This is a genomic window from Acidobacteriaceae bacterium, assembly GCA_035944135.1.
Lineage (GTDB): Bacteria > Acidobacteriota > Terriglobia > Terriglobales > Acidobacteriaceae > Granulicella.
This window is the reverse complement of the sequence record DASZBM010000010.1, coordinates 719,279-741,279: the sequence shown is the minus strand read 5'-3', so window position 1 is coordinate 741,279 and position 22,001 is coordinate 719,279. Positions and strand designations below refer to the sequence as shown.

Sequence of the window (22,001 nt, the reverse complement as noted above, 5' to 3'; positions counted from 1 at the left end):
TCCCTCCCGGCACAGGCAGGCGAAATCAGAACGAATGCAGTCCGGCGGCGACTCCGCTGCCCCGGATCAGTTGTGAGCGCGGAGGCCAGGTAGCTCAGTGGTAGAGCGCGGCCCTGAAAAGGCCGGCGTCGGCGGTTCGATCCCGTCCCTGGCCACCACAATTTGAAGGGCTTAGGGGACGGTCCTCCGAAACGCAACCCACCGAGCACTGGCTTAGCTCGTCGGGTGTCAGCCTGGCCAAATCGAGGCCTCCCGACGAAGTTTTTGCGGGCAACTGGTTTTCAAAGTTCCGCAAGTCTCCTCCCGCAGTAAACCATTCAAGAAAATCCCTCACGTACTGCCGCTGTGAATAGAGTTCCTCATGCATTTCGGTGAGTTCGCGCGGCAAGAGGGCGAGCTGCGCAGTGTCCCTGCGCGCAGCTCCAAACGCCCTGCGATGCCTTGCTGCCGGATCAGCTTCCCTACTGCTGAACACTTTCCTTTGGCGCTGAGACCAGGGCAGAGATCGCTCGATCTCAAAAGATTTGTTCCGAGTGTGTCGGACGTCACAGCCCGTGGCCCGCATTGGAGCGAAGGTAGTGCAATGGAAGCAACTGACCGTAGTTCGATCTTTCCCCTCAAGAAGATCATGTTCGCCACCGACTTCTCCCCAGTTGCAATGCGGGCTGCCCAGTATGTGCGGGCGCTGGCGCAAAAGTTTAGCTCCGCGGTAATTCTCGTGCACGTCTATTCCTCATTTGATGAAGAGATCTCAGACTCGATCGCGGCAGAACAGCAGCGATGCCGGAATCTCCTGACCGCACAACAGCACGAGTTTGAGGTCGCCGGAATAACAACATCCATTTCGCTTACCAGCGAGTGCCCTCCTCCGGATGCTCTTCTGCTGAAGGAACGGCAGCTTGCCCCCGACCTGATCGTCGCCGGAACAGAATCGAAGTCGCCTGTGAGCCGGTTCTTTCTCGGTTCCACCGCCGAACATCTGATCCGAAACGCATCGGTGCCGGTGCTAACAGTAGGCCCGAACTCAAAGCCGGCGAATCACGGCCCTCTCATTCTGAAGAGAATCGTGTTCGCGACGGATTTCTCGGATGGTTCACATCGAGCTGGAGCGTTCGGGGTGGCTCTAACAGCAGAATCCGGCGCGCACCTCTGGATCTGCCATGTCGCAGGGGCCGAAGGTGCCCATACTGGAACGCAACCGGCGACCTCCGACGCGCGGGAACAGAGATTTCGCGAAGAACTGGCGCGTCTCCTTCCTTCGGGTTCCTACGAGTGGTGCAACACGGAATCCTATAGTCAACATGGGAGTCCGGGTCGCGGAATACTGGATACTGCTGCCCGTGTCGGTGCAGATCTTATCGTCATGGGAGCCCGTTCGAGATCGTTCTGGCTTCTGCACGTCCGCCGCGGCGTGACCCAGGACGTCCTGGCGCATGCTACCTGTCCCGTTCTGACTATTCACTGAGAGCTGACCTAAAACTCGCCTCATAGAACCCAGTTTGTTCTGACATCGCTCCGGGCGCCCCTCCGACCATTTTGCGTTCATTCCGCCCGCGCAAAGGAGCCGGGAATTCTAACGAGCGGACATCGTGCGGAGGCCGTTCTCGCAAGTCGTCTTGCCAGACGACCCCAGACAACGAGCGAAATCCGAGTCGTCAACGCATTCGGAGCTTGACCGATCAAACAGAAAGGGCCATACTCGGGCCCGTCAATCTTCCAACTCCTGAGTTACCAGTAAGAACCCTCCTTACTCTGTGATCTGCGTCACAAAGGTTCGCTGCATTAGCGCGTATATCTGGTCCAGGCAGTCTGAATACAGGCCAAGTCCAAAGCAGCAGAAGCACTAGATACATCTCTGAGGTGTGGCCGTGGGTCGTTCGGTGTACCGCGTGGCAATCCTCGTCTTGCTGAGCACACTCGGTGTTCTTACTCCGGCCGTTTCTTATGGCGCACCCACGCCACAAGCTGCAACGTCGTCCTCAAAAACGGCTGCGAATCCATCAGGCTATGTCGGAGCTGAGACCTGCGCGCTGTGCCATGCAGCCGAGGTGAAGGGTTTCAGCAGCAATCCCCATTCGAAGCTGGCTCTCGAGCACAGTGGTAAGGGCGTCACATGCGAAAGCTGTCACGGACCCGCCAAGGCTCATGTTGAGAGTGGGGGGGTTGCAAGCAAAATCTTTCAATTTACAAAGGCGACGCCAAAACAGGTGGAAGAAAAGTGCCTATCATGTCACGTCGGTGAGCACGCTAACTTCACGCGAACTGCTCACGGGGAGGCCCAGATCAGCTGCATCAGTTGCCACAGCTCCCACAAGTTTGAACCTCAGACGGAGATGCTAAAGGCGAAGCAGCCTGCCCTCTGCTATCAGTGCCACACCGACATTAAGGCTGCTTTTATGCAGCCATTCCATCACAAGGTGAACGAAGGACTACTGAAGTGCACCGACTGTCATGATCCGCATGGCACCTTCCAGCCCAACCTTGTCAGAACCACTGCGACCCAGGACGCGATCTGCACTAAGTGCCATGTCGATACCCTCGGCCCATTCGTCTATGAGCATCCACCTATCAAGACGGAGGGCTGCACTTCATGCCACTCTCCGCACGGATCTCCGAATCCTCGTCTGCTAATAAGAAACAACGTAAACAGCATGTGCCTGCAGTGCCATTCGCCTTCAATGAACTTCACTGCCCCTGGTACGCCGTCATTTCATAACCAGGCGAACCAGTACCAATCCTGCACTACTTGCCACATACAGATTCACGGCTCAAATGCCAGCAGTGTCTTCTTCAAGTAAGGGTGTATGCGATGAGCGCAATTCCTTCGATGTCGCGCCTGCTGAATATCCAGAGGATAACTCTGATGAGTTCAGTCATCGTGTTCACGACGTGTGTTGTGGCTGGAACTCGAGCGATCGCGCAGGATACGCAAGCGCCGCCATCGCCTGGAGACAACATTCGTTACGGATACTTTATTCATCAGTCGATCGACCTCGGCGGCCACGTCGTAAGTCGGTCCGGTAGCGGCGCAATGTACGCGACGCTAGTCAACATCCAAACTGGGCCGCGTATTCTCGAGAGCACCCTGCAGATGATCGCCGTCAATCCGGCACGGGCGCATCTGTTTGATCGCCTCTCGACGAGTAGCTTCGGTTATGGAGGGGACCCTTACGACGCTACCTTTCTAAACGTCTCCAAGGGTCGTATCTATAGTTTTCAGGGGAGCTTCCGCAGAGATCGTCAATACTTTGACTACAACCTGCTCGCTAATCCGCTGATCCCGCCCGCGTCTATACCATTCGTTCCGATCATCGACTCACCACACCTCTATAACACTGTCCGCCGCATGACGGATACAAGCATCACAATTGCGCCGCTGTCGGCCGTGAGCGCACATCTTGGCTACTCCCAGAATGTCAACCAAGGACCATCTGGTAGTACGGTCCATGTCAGTGCCGAAGCCCTGCTTCTTCAAAACTGGCGCGTTTCCACGGATGTTTGGAACGCCGGTGTGGATTGGAAGCCGCTGGCTCGCACCAGCATCAGGTTCGACGAATTTGTTACTCGCTATAAGGGCAATACCAGTTGGCAACTCGCCGGACTGAACTACCAGCTTTCGAACGGTACCCCGGTTAGCCTCGGGGTCGATCTCTCGTCGGTTTGGGCTACACCGTGCGCCGCACCCTTCAATGCGAACGGAACTGTCAACCCAACCTGTAGCGCTTACCTCGGTTATACGCGTTACGCTCCCACACGCACGCTGTTTCCCAGCGAGCAGCTGAACTTTCAGAGCGCATCCATCCCCAACGTCACCATGAACGGGCGTTTCATGTACATGGGCACGACCAGTCATCTCAATAACTTCTACGAGAACTTCGACGGTCTAGACTCTCGTGCGAAAGATCGGGTGGAGTTGGAGACCGGCTCTGCCAGCGCGCGCCGCATCAACGTCAATGCCGACTACGGCGTGACCTGGCAGCTGACTCCCACCATCGGGCTGTCCGACACCTTCGACTTCTGGTATTTCCGTCAACCCGCCACTAACACCTTTACACAAACAAACTACGCGGGTACTTCACTCCTCAGCCCACCCGGTGCGGCGACATCGACCACAACATCCGACTATCAAGCACTCAACCAGAAGACCAAGGTCAATACCTTCCTCGCCATCTGGGATCTTGCCCCGGAGGCTCGGTTGTCGGCCGGCTACCGGTACAGCAGCCGCATCATCACTGACGCGGGCGGCGACTTCATTCCCATCCACGCGAACTGGGCTCTCTTCGGGCTCGCCCTCAGGCCTTCGAAACAATTGCGCGTCAATTTCAACGCCGAAGCTATGTCCGCCGACAACGCCTTTACCCGCATCAGCCCGCGCAAGCTGCAGCACTACCGGATGCGGACGACATACGCTCCCCATCCATGGCTAAGCATTGCTGGAACGATTAACGTCCTGACAAATAGCGACAATGTCCAGACGGTCGAACATTTCGCGCACAACCAGGATTTTTCTGTCTCGGCTGCCATCAATCCCACTGAAAAGTGGGGACTCGACCTCGGCTACGCATATGACAACGTTTACTCGCGCACCGATGAGTGCTTTACCTCATCCGCCCCTGGGCCAGGCTCAGTCCCGAGCCCAGCGGTTTGCCAGCAAGCTGGCCTTCCGTTGCAGGTCAACGGGTTCTACAACCAACCCACACAATCCGGGAACATCGGATTCGTACTCACGCCTGTGAAGAGGCTTCATGCGTCGGGTGGCTATCGCATTTCTTCCGTCGACGGCCAGGCTCCGCCCATCAATATCCGCCAGGTGCCTGGCTCATTGCAGTCGCGATACCAAACACCCTATGGCACAGTCGCCTTTGATATCGCCGAAAACTGGAGTTGGAAAGGCGACTACAACTACTACGGTTATGGCGAGGGAGCGCCCAACGCACCAACGCTTCCGCGAAATTTCCATGCTAATATGCTCACCCTCTCAGTTCGATATGCATTCTAGTCATCGATGAGTTCGCCACTTTCACAAGGAGAATTGCCGCATGCTGAAACGTCTCTTCTGTTACGGAACCGTCAGCGTCCTATTGATGGGGAGTTCGACGTGTCTCGCTCAAAGCGCCGCTGAAATCTACGTCGCAAAGTGTCAGATGTGCCATGGCGCCGATGGAAGCGCCGACACGCCCGCCGGTAAGGCATTGAAGGCGCGGCCCGTCAAGTCACCTGACTTCCTGAAGGAGTCAGATGCCGACCTTATCGCCATCATCAAGAACGGCAAGAACAAGATGCCCGCATTTGCGGGCAAGCTTACAGACTCGCAAATTGCCGAAGTCGTCGCCTATGTCCATACGCTGCAGAAGAAGTGAAGTGTAAACCAAGCAATGGCGACGAACAGAGGAACTTACGCTAAGAAACTGACGCAGTCAAGGAGTGGATAGATGGGCGCAACATCCGAAACGGTTAATGAACCCAAGGCAGAACCCTTTGGGCGGCGTTCATTCTTACTAGCTTTATGCGGGATAAGCGGCGCGACTGTAGGTGTCTTACTAGCGATTCCCGTCCTGCGCTTCGTGACATTTCCATTGCGCAAAAACGCGTCGGACGCTGGTTGGTCAGATCTGGGACCAGCGGGAGATTTTGCTGCCCTCACCGCACCAACGGCAAAAACAATTACGCTGGAGCGCCGCGATGCATGGCAGAGTACTACAACGCAGACTGCCGTGTACGTTCTGCCTCCAGCGAATGGGCAATTTCGGATACTCTCGCCCATTTGCCCGCACCTGGGATGCTCGGTCCGGTGGGTTGATGCGGAGAACAAGTTCATCTGCCCGTGTCATTCAGGATCATTCACCGCGAACGGTGACCGCATTGCAGGCCCGCCTCCTCGCTCCATGGACTCACTTGAATCCAAAGTTGAGAACGGAATCCTGAAGGTTCGTTACCAATATTTCCGCCAGCTTGTTCCCACTAAAGAAGTGATGGCCTGAGGTGTGTGACGATGATGACAAATAAACCGACACCTCAACCAGGCCATGATCGCAACCTCGTAACTCGGCTGGACAACTGGCTCGATCAACGCACAGGGATTGACTCGATTCTCCATGAGACTCTCGACGAGCCGATCCCGGGTGGGGCTAAATGGGCTTATGTGTTCGGCTCGGGCCTGCTCTTTCTCTTTGTGTCACAGATCATCACTGGCATCTGCCTGGCGCTCTACTACGTTCCCTCAGCGGATCATGCTCACACAATCGTCTCGTACATCGTAAAGGTAGTAACCGCCGGATCATTTATCCGCAGCATTCACGCCTATGGATCGAGTGGCATCATTATTCTTCTCGTCTTGCATATCGGACAAACAATTCTCTATGGCTCCTATAAGGGCCGACGTGAACTGTTGTGGCTATCCGGATGCATCCTTCTTGCACTCATGCTCGGCATGGCCTTTACTGGCTATCTATTGCCCTGGGATGAGAAAGCATATTTTGCCAGTGCCGTAGGAACAAATCTCATCTCGGAAGTTCCATGGGTCGGACCCCTTCTGCAAAAACTGGTGCGGGGCGGCGATCAGATGGGGACTTTGACCCTCTCGCGTTTTTATGTGCTCCACGTCTTCGTAATCCCTGGCATCCTGATCATGTTCCTCGCGGCGCACGTTTTCTTCTTTCGCAAAGCTGGAGCCGCAGGTCCAATCAAAGAAGACCCTGTACATCCCAAGCTGCCTCCTGTTCCGTTCTATCCACGACAGGTGGCAATCGACGCCATCTTTGCCATCGTGATCATCGCAATCCTTGCTTTGATCGCGACCAGGCATCCGATGGATCTGGGCCCTACAGCAAACCCCGCGGACACTTCGTTTCTTCCCCGACCCGAGTGGTATTACCGGCCCGCATTTCAATGGCTCAAATACCTGAGCGGCCGCTGGTCTCTCATCGGCGGGATTATTCTGCCCGCTATCCTTGCGGTTATCTTTGCCGCGCTACCATTCATCGATCGACGGCTCGAACGCAGGCCGTGGCGAAGGCCAATCGTCGTAGGAGCATTCCTACTATTCCTGGTGGCGTATACGTCTCTCGGCGTAGCCAGCTACCGTGACGACCATCGCGATCCTGGAGTGGCGGCCCAAATGCAGAAGCAGGACGAAGATACAAAGAACTTTATGCTGCAGCCTTTTATCCCCGAAGCCGCGCCAGGAAATGCTGCGGCGGCGTTGAGTGCAGCAGATCCAAAAGTTCTGAAGGGGCTAGCTATTTTTCAGGCGAATTCCTGCAGTTCCTGCCACGGCGATGGTGGCGTCGGCACCGCGGCTGCCGGGCCGCTAACCGGCGTCGCAAAAAAATATACAGATCCGCAGCTGCTCGCGATTCTTCATTCACCAACCATGAAGATGACAGCCGGGGGAATGACACCTGTGGATCTGAAGCAGGACGATATGGAAGCTCTGGTTACATACCTTCGCCAGCTTCATTGATCCAGGGATCCAGGCGCGCTCTTGTGATGGCCAAACGCAGACCTGACCCAAATCTTTGCACCGAGGGATGGTTAGAGTTGTTGCCATCTCCAAAGCAGACGCCCGAAGGCGACGCTTAGGAACGGATTGGCAGCATACGGGCGATCGTTGACGTATTGCTGTAACTGAGCACCCTCTCCTACGGGCAAACACTTCACGTTAGACCGCATCACGCCGCCGGGTGGGCCGCGTGTCGGCCTGAAGACAACTCTTCCACCGGCAACCGATAGGCCATGTTCGGCCTTTTCGCCACGCTCGTGACCGCAGAACAGAGCAGAAGATCTTCTCCACGACTTCCTGATCTACGGGGCACGCTGTCATTTGCATAACAAAGCGAGCGGAAGCAATCGTATGCGGTGGTCAGCATTGCCTGAGTCGACAGGATCTCGCAGGGCGCAGCTCTTCTTCTCGATCCAGCGAGGACCTGCGCATCGGAGACCACGCCATGCAGAATCGAAGGATCCGCCCACCAGTGCTTGTGCAACTCAGTCAGCGTCCACTCGGGCAAAAAAATCCTGTCCTCAGTGAGCAGGACCGCTGGATACGACGCCTGCGCCGCTACAGCAACTCGGCTCAGCGGTCTTCGAGATCCGGACGCATTCACCACAGTAACTTTTGAATCGACTCTCTCGCTCTTCTCGATCGGAAACCGCGGATGATTGTTGACGACCAGAATCTCGCCCACCAACAGCATCTGGTTATATAGTTCCAACAGTTCGTTCACCCGGGAGAGGCGCTTCGAACCACGAAGTACGACGGAGATGAGGTTCGGCAGAATGGGTGCAAGGCTCAGCCTCTCTCCAAAGTTGACCCTGACGGTTGCTTCACCCCAACCCTCGGTATTCGCGACGAGCCGACCCTGGCTTAGGTTCCTGTCGCTGATCTCGCGATTCGCGGCGAGCATCGCGTACCAATCGTCCGCGCCGGTGTTCGAGACCTTTTCCTCGATCGTGTTGAAAATTGGTGGCGGCGTGTCGGAAGGAGCCCAAATATATTGAAGTCCGCTCGCCGCTGCGCGGTTGAGCAGATCGTGGTCCTGGTAGGCACTGGGCCCGAAGCTTTCATCGTATCCACCCAGCGTGTAAAACCAGTATCGCGGAATGCAGATTCGACCGAACGTGCCCGCCGCGCCATCATTCATCTGCACGACTACATCATCGATCCGATCGGGAAAGTGTCGGTCGATAACAGCGCGCATCCCCGCATTGCTGTTGTCCGCATCCAAGTTGACCAAGATGTCGCCGCGGCCCATTCGATGAGCGAGATTCTTGGCCCTGGGGCAGTGATGTTTCTCCGCTTCGGTGTAAACGTAGGTTAGTCGCCCCTGGTTCATCGCATCACGGCAGCGCTGCGAGGATTCGACAAATCGGGACAGCCCATCCGGACTACCGTAGTCGAGCAGGACAATCTCTTCATCTTCGTGCAGGCGATCCAGGTTTTCGAATAACGTTTGTGCAAGTTGCCACAGCCGTCCGTGGCATGTCGTGCAGTAAGAAACGCGAATCCGGTGCGAATCCGGCACGCTGGAGCTTCGCTGCGGCGTAAGTGTGTCGGCAAACGTAAACGAAGAAGGCGAGCTTACACGTGAATCTCGCCCCGCGACGCGCGGTGCAATCCCGCCGCGAGAACGCTTTTGCGCAGGTCGCCGTTTCATGGTCTGCATGATAATCCCATTCGTCATTTGAAGAATGAATCCGCCACGACATTTCGTTTGCGCCGCGAGCTTCGCCCGTAACGAAGGGGTGGTATATACTCCGGAATTCATCGTCGACCAGCGGCTCTTGCGGCTGCGCGGACCGTTGTCGACCCGCAGCGCAAAAGCAGAGAAATCGAGCAATCGAAGCGAGCTCACGCTGGCAAATTAGAAACGCAATCGTGAGCCGCCATGCGTTTTCTCAAGTTCGACATCTATGAGGGTGGGCATGTCGGGTTCTTCAATAACCTGATGTCTCTTGAACTGGCCATTGGACTATGCGTACTTTCCAATCGTCGCCTGCTTCTCAACACTCCACTGCATTCGGTCTTCAACAGCGAAAGCGGACTAACTCTGCTAGATCTCATCGACGTCGCATATCCCTACCAGACTGGATCGTTCCACGAAGTGGAAAGCGAGTATCTGCCCGACCTGCACGCGCACCAAATTGGAAGTGGCGAACTACAGCAACTAGATCGCTCGGCCGTAATCTCCAACTGCAATAGCAACACCCTGGGGTATTACAGCTACGTGCTGCCCTCCGATCCACGCGTGATGTTCGCGTGCAATTATCTGCTGACAGTCAAGGACGCCTATCGGCGAACCGCCGCCGCTATCGCCAGTTACATACGAAGGACGTATGGCCGATTTGCCTCGGTGCATATTCGCCGCGCCGACTTTCTTAGGGTCCATAACCGAACTGCGGCCGTAACTCCGGAAGAACTGGCGCAAACCATTTGTTTTCATGTTCCGGCGGATTGCTTTCTTCTGATCCACTCGGATGAGATGGACCCGGCCTACTTCGAGCCAATCCTCGCATGTTACCCCCGCAATTGCTTGATCGATGTCGCGCTGTTTCGCGAGTTTTTTCCAGCTATGGACAGCGCCGAAATCGGCATCGTCTCCGCGCTGATCGCCTCCGAGAGCGAGATCTTCCTCGGCACGATGTTCAGCACCTTCACAGGCTTCATTCACCGCAAGCGTCTACTTAATGGCAAAAACCAAGCATTTCTCTATCTTTACAATCAGCGTCCCGACGGCATCGACTTTCGCGACGGGCGCATTCTCGAGAACGGCAGCTCTGGGCCAACCTGGGAAAGAATCGCCATGCCCGCCGACTTGCGTTCCAATTGCTTCTGGTGGCGCGAATGGCCAGAGTCTGTCTTCTCCCCTATGGATAGCTGCTCCATGCGCGCTTGAGCGCATCTGGCTCACGGCCCACGAAAAGGAGACTCAGCGTGAGCGTTTCCGTTTACGTCCATCCGAAAACCAGGCACACGATTTTTCAGAAGGACCACACGCGCGCTGTGTTGTTTCAGTATGGTGTCAGGCTGGTGGAATCGCCGGAAGAAGCCACAGTCTTAGTAGGTAATCGCGAACGGTTCCTGCACGAGCTTATCGACGCGTTCGGCGCATCGAAACGTTACCTGCTCTGGACCCACGAACCGTTCTACTGGACATTGACCGGGAAGTGGGCCAACATCGGCGGCCAGCGCGTCCGTACCATCAGCTTGCATTCCGGCGAGGTGTTCTTCAACAACTACTTCTATTCGTCCATCTGCTCCAACCCTTACTCATGCACGGCGACTCCACGCAGAAGACTTAATCGCACAGCGGTCATCGTATCCGGCGCAAAGAGTATGGGCGATCCGGCTGTCGTCGCCAGGGCCAACAAGGTCGATCTGCTTCAGATCCGCTATGAACTGGCGATCGCTGGACATCGCGCCGGTCTCTGCGATGTCTACGGCAAGGACTGGCCTCCGGGCGTAAGCCGCGGCGAGAGCCGGTTGGGCGCGTGGTCGCTCGCGAAGTACGAGATTCTCGAGCAATATGACTTCAACATATGTTTTGAGAATTCCCTTGTGCCTTACTACTGCTCGGAAAAGATATGGCAGGCCATTCATTGCGGCTGCCTTCCCATTTATTACGGCCAAGCTTCCATCTATCAGGACTTTTCTGAAGATAGTTTCCTTGACTACGCTCACATAGGAAGCCCAGAGGCACTCTTCGACATTGTCCATCGCATGACGGTTTCCGAATTCAACGAGCGTTACGGTCGGTGCCTGGAGATTTTCGAGCGCGCGTTCCCGTTGGGCCGCCCCGCGCAGGAACACGCAGCACACTATGCGGCCATGCAGATCGTCGCGCTCAACCTGGCAGCGCCAGAGCGACACGCCAGCGAATCTGTGTGACGTTGCCAATACAAGCAGGTCTCGCTACGTAACACGATGTAGCTGGATGCGCGCGACATGTAAAATCGCCAATCAATTCAGGCAATTTGTGATTGCACGCGCAAATCAGGTGTGCTATAAGAGACTCCTCTTTGCGGACTCTCATTGTGGATGTTCTGGTATGAGTCTTGAGAGTGTTGCCAGACTTGCCGAGCTTGCCGCAACTGACAGCGGAGTTTTGTCCGCCCTCCAAAATGATCCGTCGCAGATTCGCAAGCCACTCCAGTTGAGCGACGCGCAGATGCGTGCGCTGATCAGCGCGAGTTCATTCACCACTGACCGCCCCGTTCGCACCACCAGTCAACCGGAACCTGCTGTCGGGAATGCTGCCGATCTCATGGAACTAGGCACATTGGGGACGCTGTTGCCACCGGAAGGTAGTGGAGCGTTTCCCACTCCCGCCGACTTGCCGCCGGGTCCCGTTACGCCAAAAACCGTTGCTCCGGTACACGTCTCACCGAGGCCACAGCCTGCGCCGCAAACGCCACCACGATCGGGACCTGTCGCACCGCAACACGGCGGACCGATTCCCGTCTCTCCTTCACCCGCACCACTTTCGCCGTCGCCGCAATCCAGCACGCCGCAAGGAACGCCATCTGTACCTCGATCGTCAGTGACGCCGGGCTCCTCCACTCAGACACCCGCGACGCCGTCCAGCGTGACCGTCCCGGGCAGCCAACAGGTATCTACCGCGACATCATCCGGCACACCTCAATCAGCCAGTCAACCGCAGGTTTACACCGCGATGCCGACTCTGTTCACGCAGGTTCCTGGTCTTCCCATGACACTCAAGCCCGGAGGATGCTGCGGGTGTGAGGTAGGAATGGTGGCGCTTACGGCGCAGTTATCCGCGACGGCCCAGGCGGCTCTTACAGCGATCACGGCGATCGCAGGCCTCGAGTAAGTATCGGGCTCCGCACAAAAACGCGGGATCGACCACAAACAAGCAGAAGCCAGAGGGCCCTGCAGCACTCCCAGGGAAAGCGAAATCTCAGCCCGGCAGTTCGTCAACTGTAATCGGCCGGAAGTCCGCGAACGCCCGAAACGTTACGTGCTTCGAAGGAGCGTTTGACCTATGGCTCGCAAAAAGATCGTGTCGCATCCAGCCCATCAATCCAAGCCATCTCGCAGCGCCGCCAAGTCTCATGGCGCCGTTGGTACGAAAACTACCGTGGCTCGCCTCACCCATGGCGCCGGTGGTGCCTTGTCCAAGGCGGCCGCAGCCAAGTCGCTTCCCAGACCAGTTCTTTCCAAGACAGAAGCAGCGGCTAAACCAGCGCCGAAGCCAGTTCCGAAACCTATGCCGCAAGTCGCCAAGCCCAGCGCGACGGTCGGCGCAACAGCCGGCCTGCTTCGGTTCGCTGGGACGAAATCCGCATCCAGGGTTGCCGTTGCGAACCCTCTCACTCAGAGCTCTTTTCGGATCAGCGCCCAACCGATCCCAGCACCCTTGCCACGCAGGCAAGCTGACATCCTCGCGGCGGTCGCTGGTGGTTCGGGTGTGCCGCCGTCTGCGCCAAAGGCGCCCTCTGCACCGTCTACCCCGTCTTCGCCGAAGGCGCCATCCGCACCGTCTACCCCGTCTTCGCCAAAGGCGCCGTCCGCACCCTCTACGCCGTCCGCACCGGGTGCACCGAAAACACCACCCGGCGCACCGAAAACACCGCCCGGCTCGCCGAAACCGACCCCGCCTCTGACCCCTAGCACGCCAAGCAGCCCCAGCACACCAAGCAGCCCCAGCACGCCAAGCAGCCCCAGCGCGCCGAGCAGTCCCAGCACGCCGAGCAGTCCCAGCACGCCGAGCAGCCCCAGCACGCCAAGCAGCCCCAGCGCGCCGAGCAGTCCCAGCACCCCAAGCAGTCCCAGCACCCCAAGCAGCCCCAGCTCGCCAAGCAGCCCTAGCGCGCCGAGCAGCCCCAGCACACCTGGCACGCCAGGGAGCACCCCAAGCACACCCGGAACAACGCCATCGAGCACCACGCCTGGGACTTCCGGAAGCCCTGGTACAGCGTCCCTTATCGGAATGGCCGGTAGCGACTGCTGCTGCCCCACGCTGACAGCGATGGTGGCCATCGTCGCGCAGGTGTCTACCACGGCGCAGACCGCGATCACCGGAATCACAGCCATCGCGAGCATGTCTGCAAGAAAGGCGTAACCCGTGGCACGTCCCGATATCAGCGTGCTCATTCCGGCGCGCAATGAGGGAAACCGGATCGCGGAGACGATTCACGCTATCTCTCAGGCGCGCAGGACGAGCGCGCGCCTGGAGTTCGTCATCGTGGACGACGCTTCAACTGATGACACAACGGCGAATCTAGTCGCTGCTGTTCCCGAGTTGCTGAGTGAGCCGAAGATCGATGTGCAGATACATCGACTCAGCCAGCATTCCGGGATCGATGCCACACGCAACCATACGGCGTCCCTGGCCGCGGGGGACATCTTTTTCATCACCGACGCTCATGTCCGCTTCTCCGAAGGCTGGGATGAGCTCGTTATGGAGTACATCCGTCCGGACCGGATTCTGTCCGGAACAACTACGCAGAAGGGCTCGATCTTTCGCGGTTATGGCTGTGACCTGATAGTGCCCTTAATGGGCATCACCTGGAATTACGGTCCCGTGGACGGCCTCGCGTATGTCCCGGTCGCTCCAAGCCACGGCACCGTCATCCCCAAAGAGCTCTTCGAACGCCTTGGTGGATATGACTCGGGAATGATCCTTTACGGCGCGGGAGAGCCGGAGTTCAGCATCCGGGCCTGGCTGCATGGCGCGGAGGTCGTCGTCGCTGAGGGCCTGCAGGTCGAGCACGAGTTCAAGCCCAAAGAGCAACTCCGCGAATTCATCAGCAATGTGAGGCCCTTCTGGGTACACAACTGCCTGCGGTTCGGCTTTCTTTACCTCAGCGAGCTCGGATGCATGCAGATGTTGCGTTATTTCTCCCGCACGTTCCCGGAGCATTTCCAGGCGGCCTTGCAGCGGGTCAATACCAGCGATGTCTGGCAGCGCCGCAGCTATCTGGAGTCGCAACATAAACGGTCATTTGCCTGGCTCGTGGATTACTTCGGAATCAAAGACCAGGCCGGTGGCGAGATCATTTGAGGGCCCACGGATAGAAAAGCAACGGCGACCACGAAAGAACGGACCGTCAGCATGACATTCACGTTCGAGCTCCTGCGCCCCGACGACCTACTCACGCTCACCGTGGAAACGCAGAATTTGCGGCTTGATGTGACTGATCCCAACAACCCAGTGCTGGTTGTGGATCAGAGTTCTCAACCGGCATACCTGGTCATCACCTTCGCGCCCCAGAACATCGCTGAACAGGCCTTCTTCGAAACCGGCAATATCACTGCTCAGCCGCCGTATAACAAAGTCCCGCCCGGAACCCCTCCGTTGCCCACAACCGATGACACTCTCCTTCCAGCTGGAGAGATTGGCGCCCGCATCTCCGGGCCAAGCCGTCTGGTATTCCAGTTACCCAAGAACAGCAAAATTCCGTTCCAGTTGGCATCGCTGCTCGACTGGTCCAAGCTGACGCTGGTCGTCTCTCCGGTTGCGCAGGGCGAGCCATTGCCAACTCCCATTCCGCAGCCCACTGCGCTCCAGACCTCGATTGAACTTCCTTACCGGCTCATGCTCTCGCCCAGCACCAAAGTCGGCTGGGTCAATGCGAAAGTTCCGATTACCCACGCCGGTCGCACCGAGCTGTGGCATACCCGCCTTGCGAGGATTGTGAATGTCGCTGGAAAGAGCGGCGTAACCCAGCAGCTGCAGGAAGCCAGTCTGGCCAGACCCATCCCTCTGCGCGCCATCTGGTCTCCCGACTTTGTCGACCATGGCGAATTGCCATCGCACAATCTGGACAAGACGCCGTTCCTCTCTTCTCTTGCGCCGCGCGACCGTGCGCAGATCGTTATCCTCACCTCGGGCACGACCGGCTACTTTGTCATCCAAGCCGGCGGCGGCACTACGAGTTGGACGCCGCTCCCCATCCAGGCGAGTCGACTTTTTCTTTCTGCTCTCGGCGGCTGGCTGAGCTCCCGCGGAGACTGGCCACAGCTTCCGGCTTACAGAATTCCGATTCGGCGCTTTCCCGTGATTGCCGCACAGCAGCTCGGGTCACGAAAAGTGGCCGCAAAGACCTCTGCCGCAAAGAAAGCCGCGGTAAAAAAATCCGCCAAGTCCGCGATTGCCAGCACACCCATCATTCTTCCGTTCGAGACCGTTCAGCTCGACCTGACGGAATGGAATCATCTGGCCACAGAGGGCCGAGACCATTACGTCAAGGTCGTCTACGAGGGTTATCTCTATCCTTTCGGTCACGCCGCTTCGCTGGTCAAGGTCACTGAGCGCAAGTTCGTTCCCGCTGAGGACGTTCCCCCGAATGGATCGAATCCTTCCTCCGTAACCGCATACATGCGACAGCACATGTACATCGTGGTGCGTGAAATCGAGAAGTCGTACACGCCGGACCTATATCTTCACCAGGGCCGCGAGATGCCCTTCCTGAAAGACATCACCATCAAGACTGTCGTTACTCCTGATATCGACGAGCCTCCAGAGCTGGGTGACCCTGGCTATTTTTCAGACAATTCGTTCTGGATCAACGTCGGCGGCCAAGCCTTTCAATTCCACATGGCCGCCGTTGATCTCACCGGAGCGACCATCGATTTTCTTGCTCCGATGATCTTTGTGAGCCTGAGTGAAACTGATGTCGGAACCCCTACACCGGGAGTCTCGGATGCCTCGTCGGTGCAGGTCAACTATCTCAACGCCGGTAACGCGCGCCTGTGCGACGTGCACAGCAAGAAGATCGCGTACGCCGACCCAAATGCCGGAGACACGATCCTCAAAACTTCTGGTCTGCTCTTCGATGCGCAGATCCTCTCCTCTTCTTACGACGGCGATGTTCCCTTTATCCCCGTTCTCTCCTCAGCGAACGTCATAGTTCCCAGCATCGAGGAAATCCTGGGAATCTCCACCGCAATAAGCATTGCCTACTATCCCGCCTATCTAACGAACGGAATGGACAGCAACGCTGGCGTGTTCGCTGAAATTGACACCGGCCCTGACTCGCTGGCCGTCCCTCCGCCGGTAGTCTTCAGTGCTAACAAGGCCGGCGGCTTCGCCACGCCCAGCTTCTACATCAGCGGGCTCTCCGCGCGCAAAGGCATGGTCGCCGGATCGCTTGATAATGCTGCGGCGGGTGTTATCAATCCGGCCGATTTCTTCGGCGGATTAAATATAAGCGCGCAACTTTTCGGCACTATCCCTCTCGGCAATTTGATTCCGATAGACGCCGTGACGAAGACCGCACCCGCCAACAAGAACGCGCCCGAGATACGTTCACAATCGCTTCCCAATCACACCAACCCGACTCAGGTCGTGACCAAGGTCAAATGGGAGCCCGACCTGACGGACTACTCCGTCGGCCCGGTAGAGATCGTCTTCAACCAGTTCGGCCAGAACTCTAAGCTCACCCTCAACGCCACGATCACACGGCCGCTCGACGGTTCGCCCTCCCAGTCGACTGTTACCGGGAAGCTCAGCAACTTTGAAGTCACGCTCCTTGGAGTTGTTGGGCTCGCGATGAACTCCATCGAATTCACCTCCAAGAATGGCTCCAAGACCAACGTCAGCGTGAAGCTGGGTGGCAGCAAGCCAATTCAGTTCATCGGCCCACTGCATTTTGTCCAGACGCTTGCGGATATCCTCCCTTCCGGCATCTTCGGGGGAGACGGCCCATCGATCGATCTCACCTCTACGGGAATCAAGGTCTCCTACACTCTCGGCCTGCCTCCCATTTCCATAGGTATCTTCTCTCTCGAAAACATTGCCATTACTACAGGCCTTGATCTTCCTTACCTCAGTGGTCAACCGGGTTTTGAATTTGCCTTCTGCAGCCGCGGTAGTCCTTTCCTGCTCACCGTCGAGTGCCTGGGCGGCGGTGGCTTCGTTCATCTGGTCCTCACGACGAATGGCATCCAGATGGTTGAGGGTGCCCTCGAATTCGGAGGCGAATTCTCGATCGACCTCGGCGTCGCATCCGGCGGCGTTCACATCATGGCCGGCATTTACTTCAAGCTCGCCGGTTCCAACTCCACTCTCACGGGCTTCGTCGACATCGGTGGCGAGGTTTCGGTGCTCGGAATTATCTCGATCTCCATCGACCTCAATTTGAGCTTGAGCTGGATCCACACGGCGAAGGGCGACAAAGTACAGGGACGGGCGACGTTGTCCATCTCTGTCAGCATTTTGTTCTTCAGCATCTCCGTGAGTGTCTCAGTCGAGCGCAGCTTTGGCAGCGGCAGCGGCGACCCCGGAATCGCCGACGTTATGACAGCCGCCGACTGGAACCAATACTGCCTTGCATTCGCGGGTTGAGGACACAACTACATGGCCAGCCAGACATTCATCTTCGTGGCGCTCCCCAACGGTCAAGCCAAGAATGGCAATCTCAAGCTGTCCGTCTACCTCACGCCGCGCCTTGATGACGGAGCTACACTGGCCGCTTTCCCTGACATGCTCACGTGGCCGCAGTCGATTAAGTCCCACGGGCTCAAGTTCCAGATCTCCTGCGGTGCAAACAAGGCGACTGTCTCCGCTGATAAAGCCGTGCTTCGTCCGGACATCTGGCAGACCATCTTCACTCCTGACACCTTCGTCGAGCCTTATCAGTTCCCGACTTACTCCGATGGCGTCTTCGTGTCCTATCCCACCCGTCAGGCACTCGGTTATCTCAAGTATGCTTACCAATCCTTCAGCCTTCAATCCAGCAGGCAGGATGGGCGCGAAGGCCCGTTCCGGGTTTTCAACCCGCTCGCCTTCCGTAACGGCGCAAAATCAACCCTCGGCACGAACATGGCCGAGCAGCGGAAGACGATGTGGCAGTTGCAGCAGGCATTAGTCGAAACCGGAACGGTGCCCGCTGTGGACACCACGTTCTCAGGTCCTACGAGCAACCCCGATGGCGTCGCGACTACGCTCGTGACTCCGAACGAGGCCTCCACGCAGGATATGATCACGCGCTTTGCGCTCTTTCACAGCATTCCCAAGGCGCACCACCGTCCACCCCTGCCATCGCCGCCCAATGGATTCAACAAGACTCTTGATTTCCATAGCGCGCTGACCGCTGTCAGCTCGTACCCATCTATCCTGCGCGCGCTCGGTCTAGTGTTTGATCTCGAAATTCCGTCTTCGCTTTGTCCTCCCTCGCCGTCCGGTGGAGCTTATGCATCCGTCGCGGTCTCCAAGGTCGTCCCCGGTTTCAACTGGCAGATCACCCCGTCCTTCAGCCTTACTCCGACCTCTTACTGGCGCGATTCTTCGTCCTTCTGCGCCGCTCCCGCTGCGGTACCAGCCGCGCAGACAGCGGGGAACTATCCGGCGGGTGATGTCTTCAAGGGTTTTCTCGCCATGTCCGCGCAGAACTTTTTCCTCTCGCAGGTCGATCTCGACGGCGCGCTGATGAAGGCTATGGGCTTGGCTGACAACGTCGCGAATCTGCTGGTCAACGACAACCTCCAGGCCATGGATGAGACTCTTCCCTCTCTCCGCTCCGCCGGCATTTCACTCATGGCCGATGGAAATGGCCTGCGTCTTCTGCAATCCATCCTCAACAATCAATCCTTCAACGACTCGCTCTCCTCGAACAACCCGACCCCTTACAACGCACAGGATCTAGTTCGCGGCTACCGCATTGATATCTGGTCGTCGCGCACGAAACGCTGGCACTCATTACACAGCCGTACGGCGACATACAAGTTCGGCTCCCAATCCCAGATTGTCCTGAACGTAGACGAAGAGGGATTCACGCAGTTATCCGCGGCTCAGGCCGCAGACGATCCGACCCGTAAGCCGGATCAGTACTCGATCAAGAACGATCTCCCCCAGCCTGCGCAGAATGTCTACATCCACGAGCGCGTTGCGCGTTGGAACGGGTGGAGTCTGAGCGTGTCACGGCCCGTCAAGCCACTGAATCGCAGCGCCGATCCCGCGAAGGCTCTCGATTCGGACCCGACACTCGATGCTCCGGTTACACCATTCAAGATGGTCAGTACCTTTGCAGTCTCTCCGGGCTCGCTACCCGAGCTGCGCTTCGGCGCCCAATACCGTTTGCGCGCACGCTCCGTCGATCTCGCAGGCAACAGCGTGCCCGTGACGACTTCGGCGTCGAATCTCTTCGCGGCTCCGGCCAACGGTGTACAGATGAAGTACATGCGCTTCGAGCCCGTGGTGTCCCCGTTGCTGGCACTGCGACAACCCACCTCTGCAGGTAGTTCGCTGGCGCGCCTGGTCATTCGCTCGTACAACAGCAGTCTCGCTCTCGACACTCAAATCACATCCGAGACCGATGAACGTCACGTTGCGCCTCCACGTGTCGCCGAGCGGATGGTTGAAGAGCACGGCCTGCTTGATAGCCAAGGTAAGCCTGTCGGCAACGCAGCGATGTACCAATTCATTACGCAACGCGATGCCTTCGAGCTTCCGACGAAGAACAAGATTCCGCTCGTGCCCGGCGATACTCTCACCGTCGGCTACTTCCCCGATCCCTTTGCCTCCGGCGCTGCATTCCGGAATCTGCCGAATACGCCTTCCGACACCAGCGGTCACACCGGCAAAAGCGGGCTCAAGTACGCAACTCTCCCCGACGTCGATGTGCGCCCTGGATCGGTGACCTATGTCGATTTCGGAACAAAGCCATGGCCGAATGCTTCCTCGTTCCGGATCGTTCTCGCCGAGGGCAACGGGCAGCCCGCATGGGACTTCGGCTCACGCGTGCTCACGGTCTACCTGCAGAAAGCCGGCCTCATCAGCGTTCCGCTCAGCTGTTATCTCACTCCAGATGATTTGGAGCTCATGGGCGTATGGGGCTGGCTCCGCGAATTCTTCGAAGCCATCGAACTCAACGCGTTAACAACCGGCGCGGACGATAGTTTCTCGACGGCCAGCGACGACATTGCCGAGCTTACTCGGCTCGTGCTCGAGGGCGGCTATCCAATGATCACGCCGTCTCTTTCGCTTACCCTTGTCCATGCCGTGCAGCAGCCACTCGGTGAACCCACCTTCATTCAACTGCCCGTTGTGCACGATGAAGCGAGTCCGATCCTCGCATCGGCTCTGCGCAATGCTTTCACTCCGATCACCGCATGGAGGTCTGTCGGCCTTCATGAAGCGGTTCTCCTCGGCGGCATGCAGATCAACGGTGCCAGCACCTCCAAAATAGACATCCACGGCCGTTGGCTCGAGGTGACTGACAACCCCGCACTGCCCGCTCCCACGCAGGCCGTCGCCTCTCAGCTGGTCGAGACCATTGACCTCTCCAACCTCACCGCTGGAGCGGTTTACTCCGAATCCGCCACTCAGCCGGCGCCACCTCAGTTCATCCCGCGCATGGTCGGCGTCTACATCCCACAGGTTGATGTGCTTTGGTTCTCTGGTCCGCAGGATACGCTTGGCGGCGTCGACAACCCCTCTACTACCGACCCGGCCGCGCCGATCCATCGCTTCGACGACACCCGCCATCGATGGATCGAATACACACCGATAGGTACTTCCCGCTTCGAGGAGTATTTTCCCGCCGGCTTGGACTTCACCCGTACGGGCCCCACTCTCATCGTTGATGTCCCCAGCTCTGCACGTCCCACAATTCCCGACATCGCTTATGTCGTTCCCACTTTCGGCTGGGAACTGCAGGAGACCACCAACGTCAAGAGCGCGATCCGTCACTCCAACGGTCTACGGGTTTATCTAAATCGTGGTTGGTACTCCTCTGGGCAGGACGAGCTTCTCGGCGTCATGCTCTGGTCCAGCCAGTCGCCCGCTCCCGACTATCTGACCCGTGAGACCAACAAGTCTCTTTTCACCCAGTGGGGTGCGGATCCCATATGGGACAACGGCGAACTGACGATCCAGCCGGTTCCCGCGATCGGCAACTTCCCCAATGCAGTAGCCACCGCCATTGGGCTCACCATCCCGGAATCGTCGCTTGTGTTCGATGTCGCCGGCCATGAGGTCGCTTACGACTCCACCCGCAGCCTCTGGTACTGCGATATCGAAATCAGTGGCCTGTTCAACTACGGTCCCTTTGTGCGCCTTGCGGTCGCCCGCTATCAGACACACTCAATCGCTGGTGTCGAACTCTCGCCCGTAGCGCTTGCTGATTTCGCCCAAATCGCTCCTGATCGCTCCGCCGTGCTCAGCATCAACCCCGCCAATCCGAAGACGGCCCGCCTGTTTGTCGGTGGACTTGCGCCGAACGGGCCTGTCGACACGTCTTTGCAGATAAGCGTCGAAACTCGCGCGCTCAACATTGCCAGCGATCTCGACTGGATCCCCGCTCCCACAACCGACGTCACTGTCACGGAAGATACGGGCCTGCCAAGCGAAGCCAATGCTGTGCTCTGGTCCGGAAGCATTGTCTTCGCCAAAAATCCTGCTCCAAACCAATACCGCATTGTTATTCGGGAGTACGAAACTTTGCCCGCCGATGCGGCCTCCGGCAAGATTACTGACCCGCCGGCTTTGGCCCAACGTCTGATCTACGCCGCTATCCTTGGTTACGACTGACGCATGGAG

Annotated in this window: 14 protein-coding genes and 1 tRNA gene; 13 read left to right on the top strand and 2 right to left on the bottom strand. The window is 57.6% G+C overall.

The genetic code is table 11. The features are described 5' to 3' along the window. Positions 1 to 83: 83 nt before the first annotated feature. The 7 genes from VGU25_17520 (at position 84) to VGU25_17490 (ending at position 7,462) form a co-directional block, all read left to right on the top strand. Positions 84 to 158 (top strand) — tRNA-Phe (locus tag VGU25_17520). A gap of 425 nt (positions 159 to 583) precedes the next feature. Further along, complete coding sequence (locus VGU25_17515) at positions 584 to 1,465, top strand: universal stress protein (protein ID HEV2579008.1); 882 nt, start codon at positions 584 to 586, stop codon at positions 1,463 to 1,465. A 397-nt stretch (positions 1,466 to 1,862) separates the two neighbouring features. Further along, positions 1,863 to 2,798: a DmsE family decaheme c-type cytochrome gene (locus VGU25_17510; GenBank protein HEV2579007.1), complete on the top strand. Its 936-nt coding sequence runs from the start codon at positions 1,863 to 1,865 to the stop codon at positions 2,796 to 2,798. Between the two features lie 65 nt (positions 2,799 to 2,863). Continuing rightward, a complete protein-coding gene (locus VGU25_17505; protein HEV2579006.1) occupies positions 2,864 to 4,999 on the top strand; it encodes a hypothetical protein in 2,136 nt (711 codons plus the stop codon). Positions 5,000 to 5,039: 40 nt separating this feature from the next. Then, positions 5,040 to 5,360: a cytochrome c gene (locus VGU25_17500; GenBank protein HEV2579005.1), complete on the top strand. Its 321-nt coding sequence runs from the start codon at positions 5,040 to 5,042 to the stop codon at positions 5,358 to 5,360. A gap of 72 nt (positions 5,361 to 5,432) precedes the next feature. Beyond that, entirely contained in the window at positions 5,433 to 5,981 is a 549-nt protein-coding gene (locus VGU25_17495) for a ubiquinol-cytochrome c reductase iron-sulfur subunit (GenBank protein HEV2579004.1), read from the top strand. Positions 5,982 to 5,992: 11 nt separating this feature from the next. Next, on the top strand, positions 5,993 to 7,462 hold the full coding sequence (locus VGU25_17490; protein HEV2579003.1) for a cytochrome b N-terminal domain-containing protein: 1,470 nt from the start codon (positions 5,993 to 5,995) through the stop codon (positions 7,460 to 7,462). Positions 7,463 to 7,670: 208 nt separating this feature from the next. On the opposite strand, the gene VGU25_17485 is transcribed toward VGU25_17490, so the two are convergent. Then, the gene (locus VGU25_17485; GenBank protein ID HEV2579002.1) at positions 7,671 to 9,182 is read right to left on the bottom strand and encodes a glycosyltransferase family A protein; all 1,512 of its coding nucleotides are present in this window, start codon (positions 9,180 to 9,182) and stop codon (positions 7,671 to 7,673) included. Between the two features lie 204 nt (positions 9,183 to 9,386). Between VGU25_17485 and VGU25_17480 the strand changes: the two genes are divergently transcribed. The 3 genes from VGU25_17480 to VGU25_17470 all read left to right on the top strand — a co-directional run bounded on the left by VGU25_17480 (position 9,387) and on the right by VGU25_17470 (position 12,329). Next, positions 9,387 to 10,394: a hypothetical protein gene (locus VGU25_17480; protein HEV2579001.1), complete on the top strand. Its 1,008-nt coding sequence runs from the start codon at positions 9,387 to 9,389 to the stop codon at positions 10,392 to 10,394. Between the two features lie 38 nt (positions 10,395 to 10,432). Beyond that, entirely contained in the window at positions 10,433 to 11,386 is a 954-nt protein-coding gene (locus VGU25_17475; protein ID HEV2579000.1) for a glycosyltransferase family 10, read from the top strand. Between the two features lie 160 nt (positions 11,387 to 11,546). Beyond that, a complete protein-coding gene (locus VGU25_17470) occupies positions 11,547 to 12,329 on the top strand; it encodes a hypothetical protein (GenBank protein ID HEV2578999.1) in 783 nt (260 codons plus the stop codon). Between the two features lie 503 nt (positions 12,330 to 12,832). On the opposite strand, the gene VGU25_17465 is transcribed toward VGU25_17470, so the two are convergent. Next, positions 12,833 to 13,612, bottom strand: a complete 780-nt coding sequence (locus tag VGU25_17465; GenBank protein HEV2578998.1) for a hypothetical protein — start codon at positions 13,610 to 13,612, stop codon at positions 12,833 to 12,835. On the opposite strand from VGU25_17465, the gene VGU25_17460 reads away from it, so the two are divergent. From VGU25_17460 to VGU25_17450, 3 genes are read left to right on the top strand one after another with little or no spacing between them, the layout of a single operon-like run. Then, positions 13,584 to 14,522 (top strand): glycosyltransferase, encoded by a 939-nt coding sequence (locus tag VGU25_17460; GenBank protein HEV2578997.1) that lies wholly within the window; start codon positions 13,584 to 13,586, stop codon positions 14,520 to 14,522. The genes VGU25_17465 and VGU25_17460 overlap by 29 nt on opposite strands. 51 nt (positions 14,523 to 14,573) lie before the next feature. Beyond that, positions 14,574 to 17,807, top strand: a complete 3,234-nt coding sequence (locus tag VGU25_17455; protein HEV2578996.1) for a hypothetical protein — start codon at positions 14,574 to 14,576, stop codon at positions 17,805 to 17,807. Positions 17,808 to 17,819: 12 nt separating this feature from the next. After that, positions 17,820 to 21,992, top strand: a complete 4,173-nt coding sequence (locus VGU25_17450) for a hypothetical protein (protein ID HEV2578995.1) — start codon at positions 17,820 to 17,822, stop codon at positions 21,990 to 21,992. Positions 21,993 to 22,001 lie beyond the last annotated feature (9 nt).

What these genes read in the sequence shown, in the direction of transcription:
- VGU25_17495 (HEV2579004.1), top strand. Translation starts at nt 5,433, where the DNA reads ATGGGCGCAACATCCGAAACGGTTAATGAACCCAAGGCAGAACCCTTT.
- VGU25_17450 (HEV2578995.1), top strand. Translation starts at nt 17,820, where the DNA reads ATGGCCAGCCAGACATTCATCTTCGTGGCGCTCCCCAACGGTCAAGCC.
- VGU25_17500 (HEV2579005.1), top strand. Translation starts at nt 5,040, where the DNA reads ATGCTGAAACGTCTCTTCTGTTACGGAACCGTCAGCGTCCTATTGATG.
- VGU25_17470 (HEV2578999.1), top strand. Translation starts at nt 11,547, where the DNA reads ATGAGTCTTGAGAGTGTTGCCAGACTTGCCGAGCTTGCCGCAACTGAC.
- VGU25_17505 (HEV2579006.1), top strand. Translation starts at nt 2,864, where the DNA reads ATGAGTTCAGTCATCGTGTTCACGACGTGTGTTGTGGCTGGAACTCGA.
- VGU25_17465 (HEV2578998.1), bottom strand. Translation starts at nt 13,612, where the DNA reads ATGAGCACGCTGATATCGGGACGTGCCACGGGTTACGCCTTTCTTGCA.
- VGU25_17455 (HEV2578996.1), top strand. Translation starts at nt 14,574, where the DNA reads ATGACATTCACGTTCGAGCTCCTGCGCCCCGACGACCTACTCACGCTC.
- VGU25_17485 (HEV2579002.1), bottom strand. Translation starts at nt 9,182, where the DNA reads ATGACGAATGGGATTATCATGCAGACCATGAAACGGCGACCTGCGCAA.
- VGU25_17490 (HEV2579003.1), top strand. Translation starts at nt 5,993, where the DNA reads ATGATGACAAATAAACCGACACCTCAACCAGGCCATGATCGCAACCTC.
- VGU25_17480 (HEV2579001.1), top strand. Translation starts at nt 9,387, where the DNA reads ATGCGTTTTCTCAAGTTCGACATCTATGAGGGTGGGCATGTCGGGTTC.
- VGU25_17515 (HEV2579008.1), top strand. Translation starts at nt 584, where the DNA reads ATGGAAGCAACTGACCGTAGTTCGATCTTTCCCCTCAAGAAGATCATG.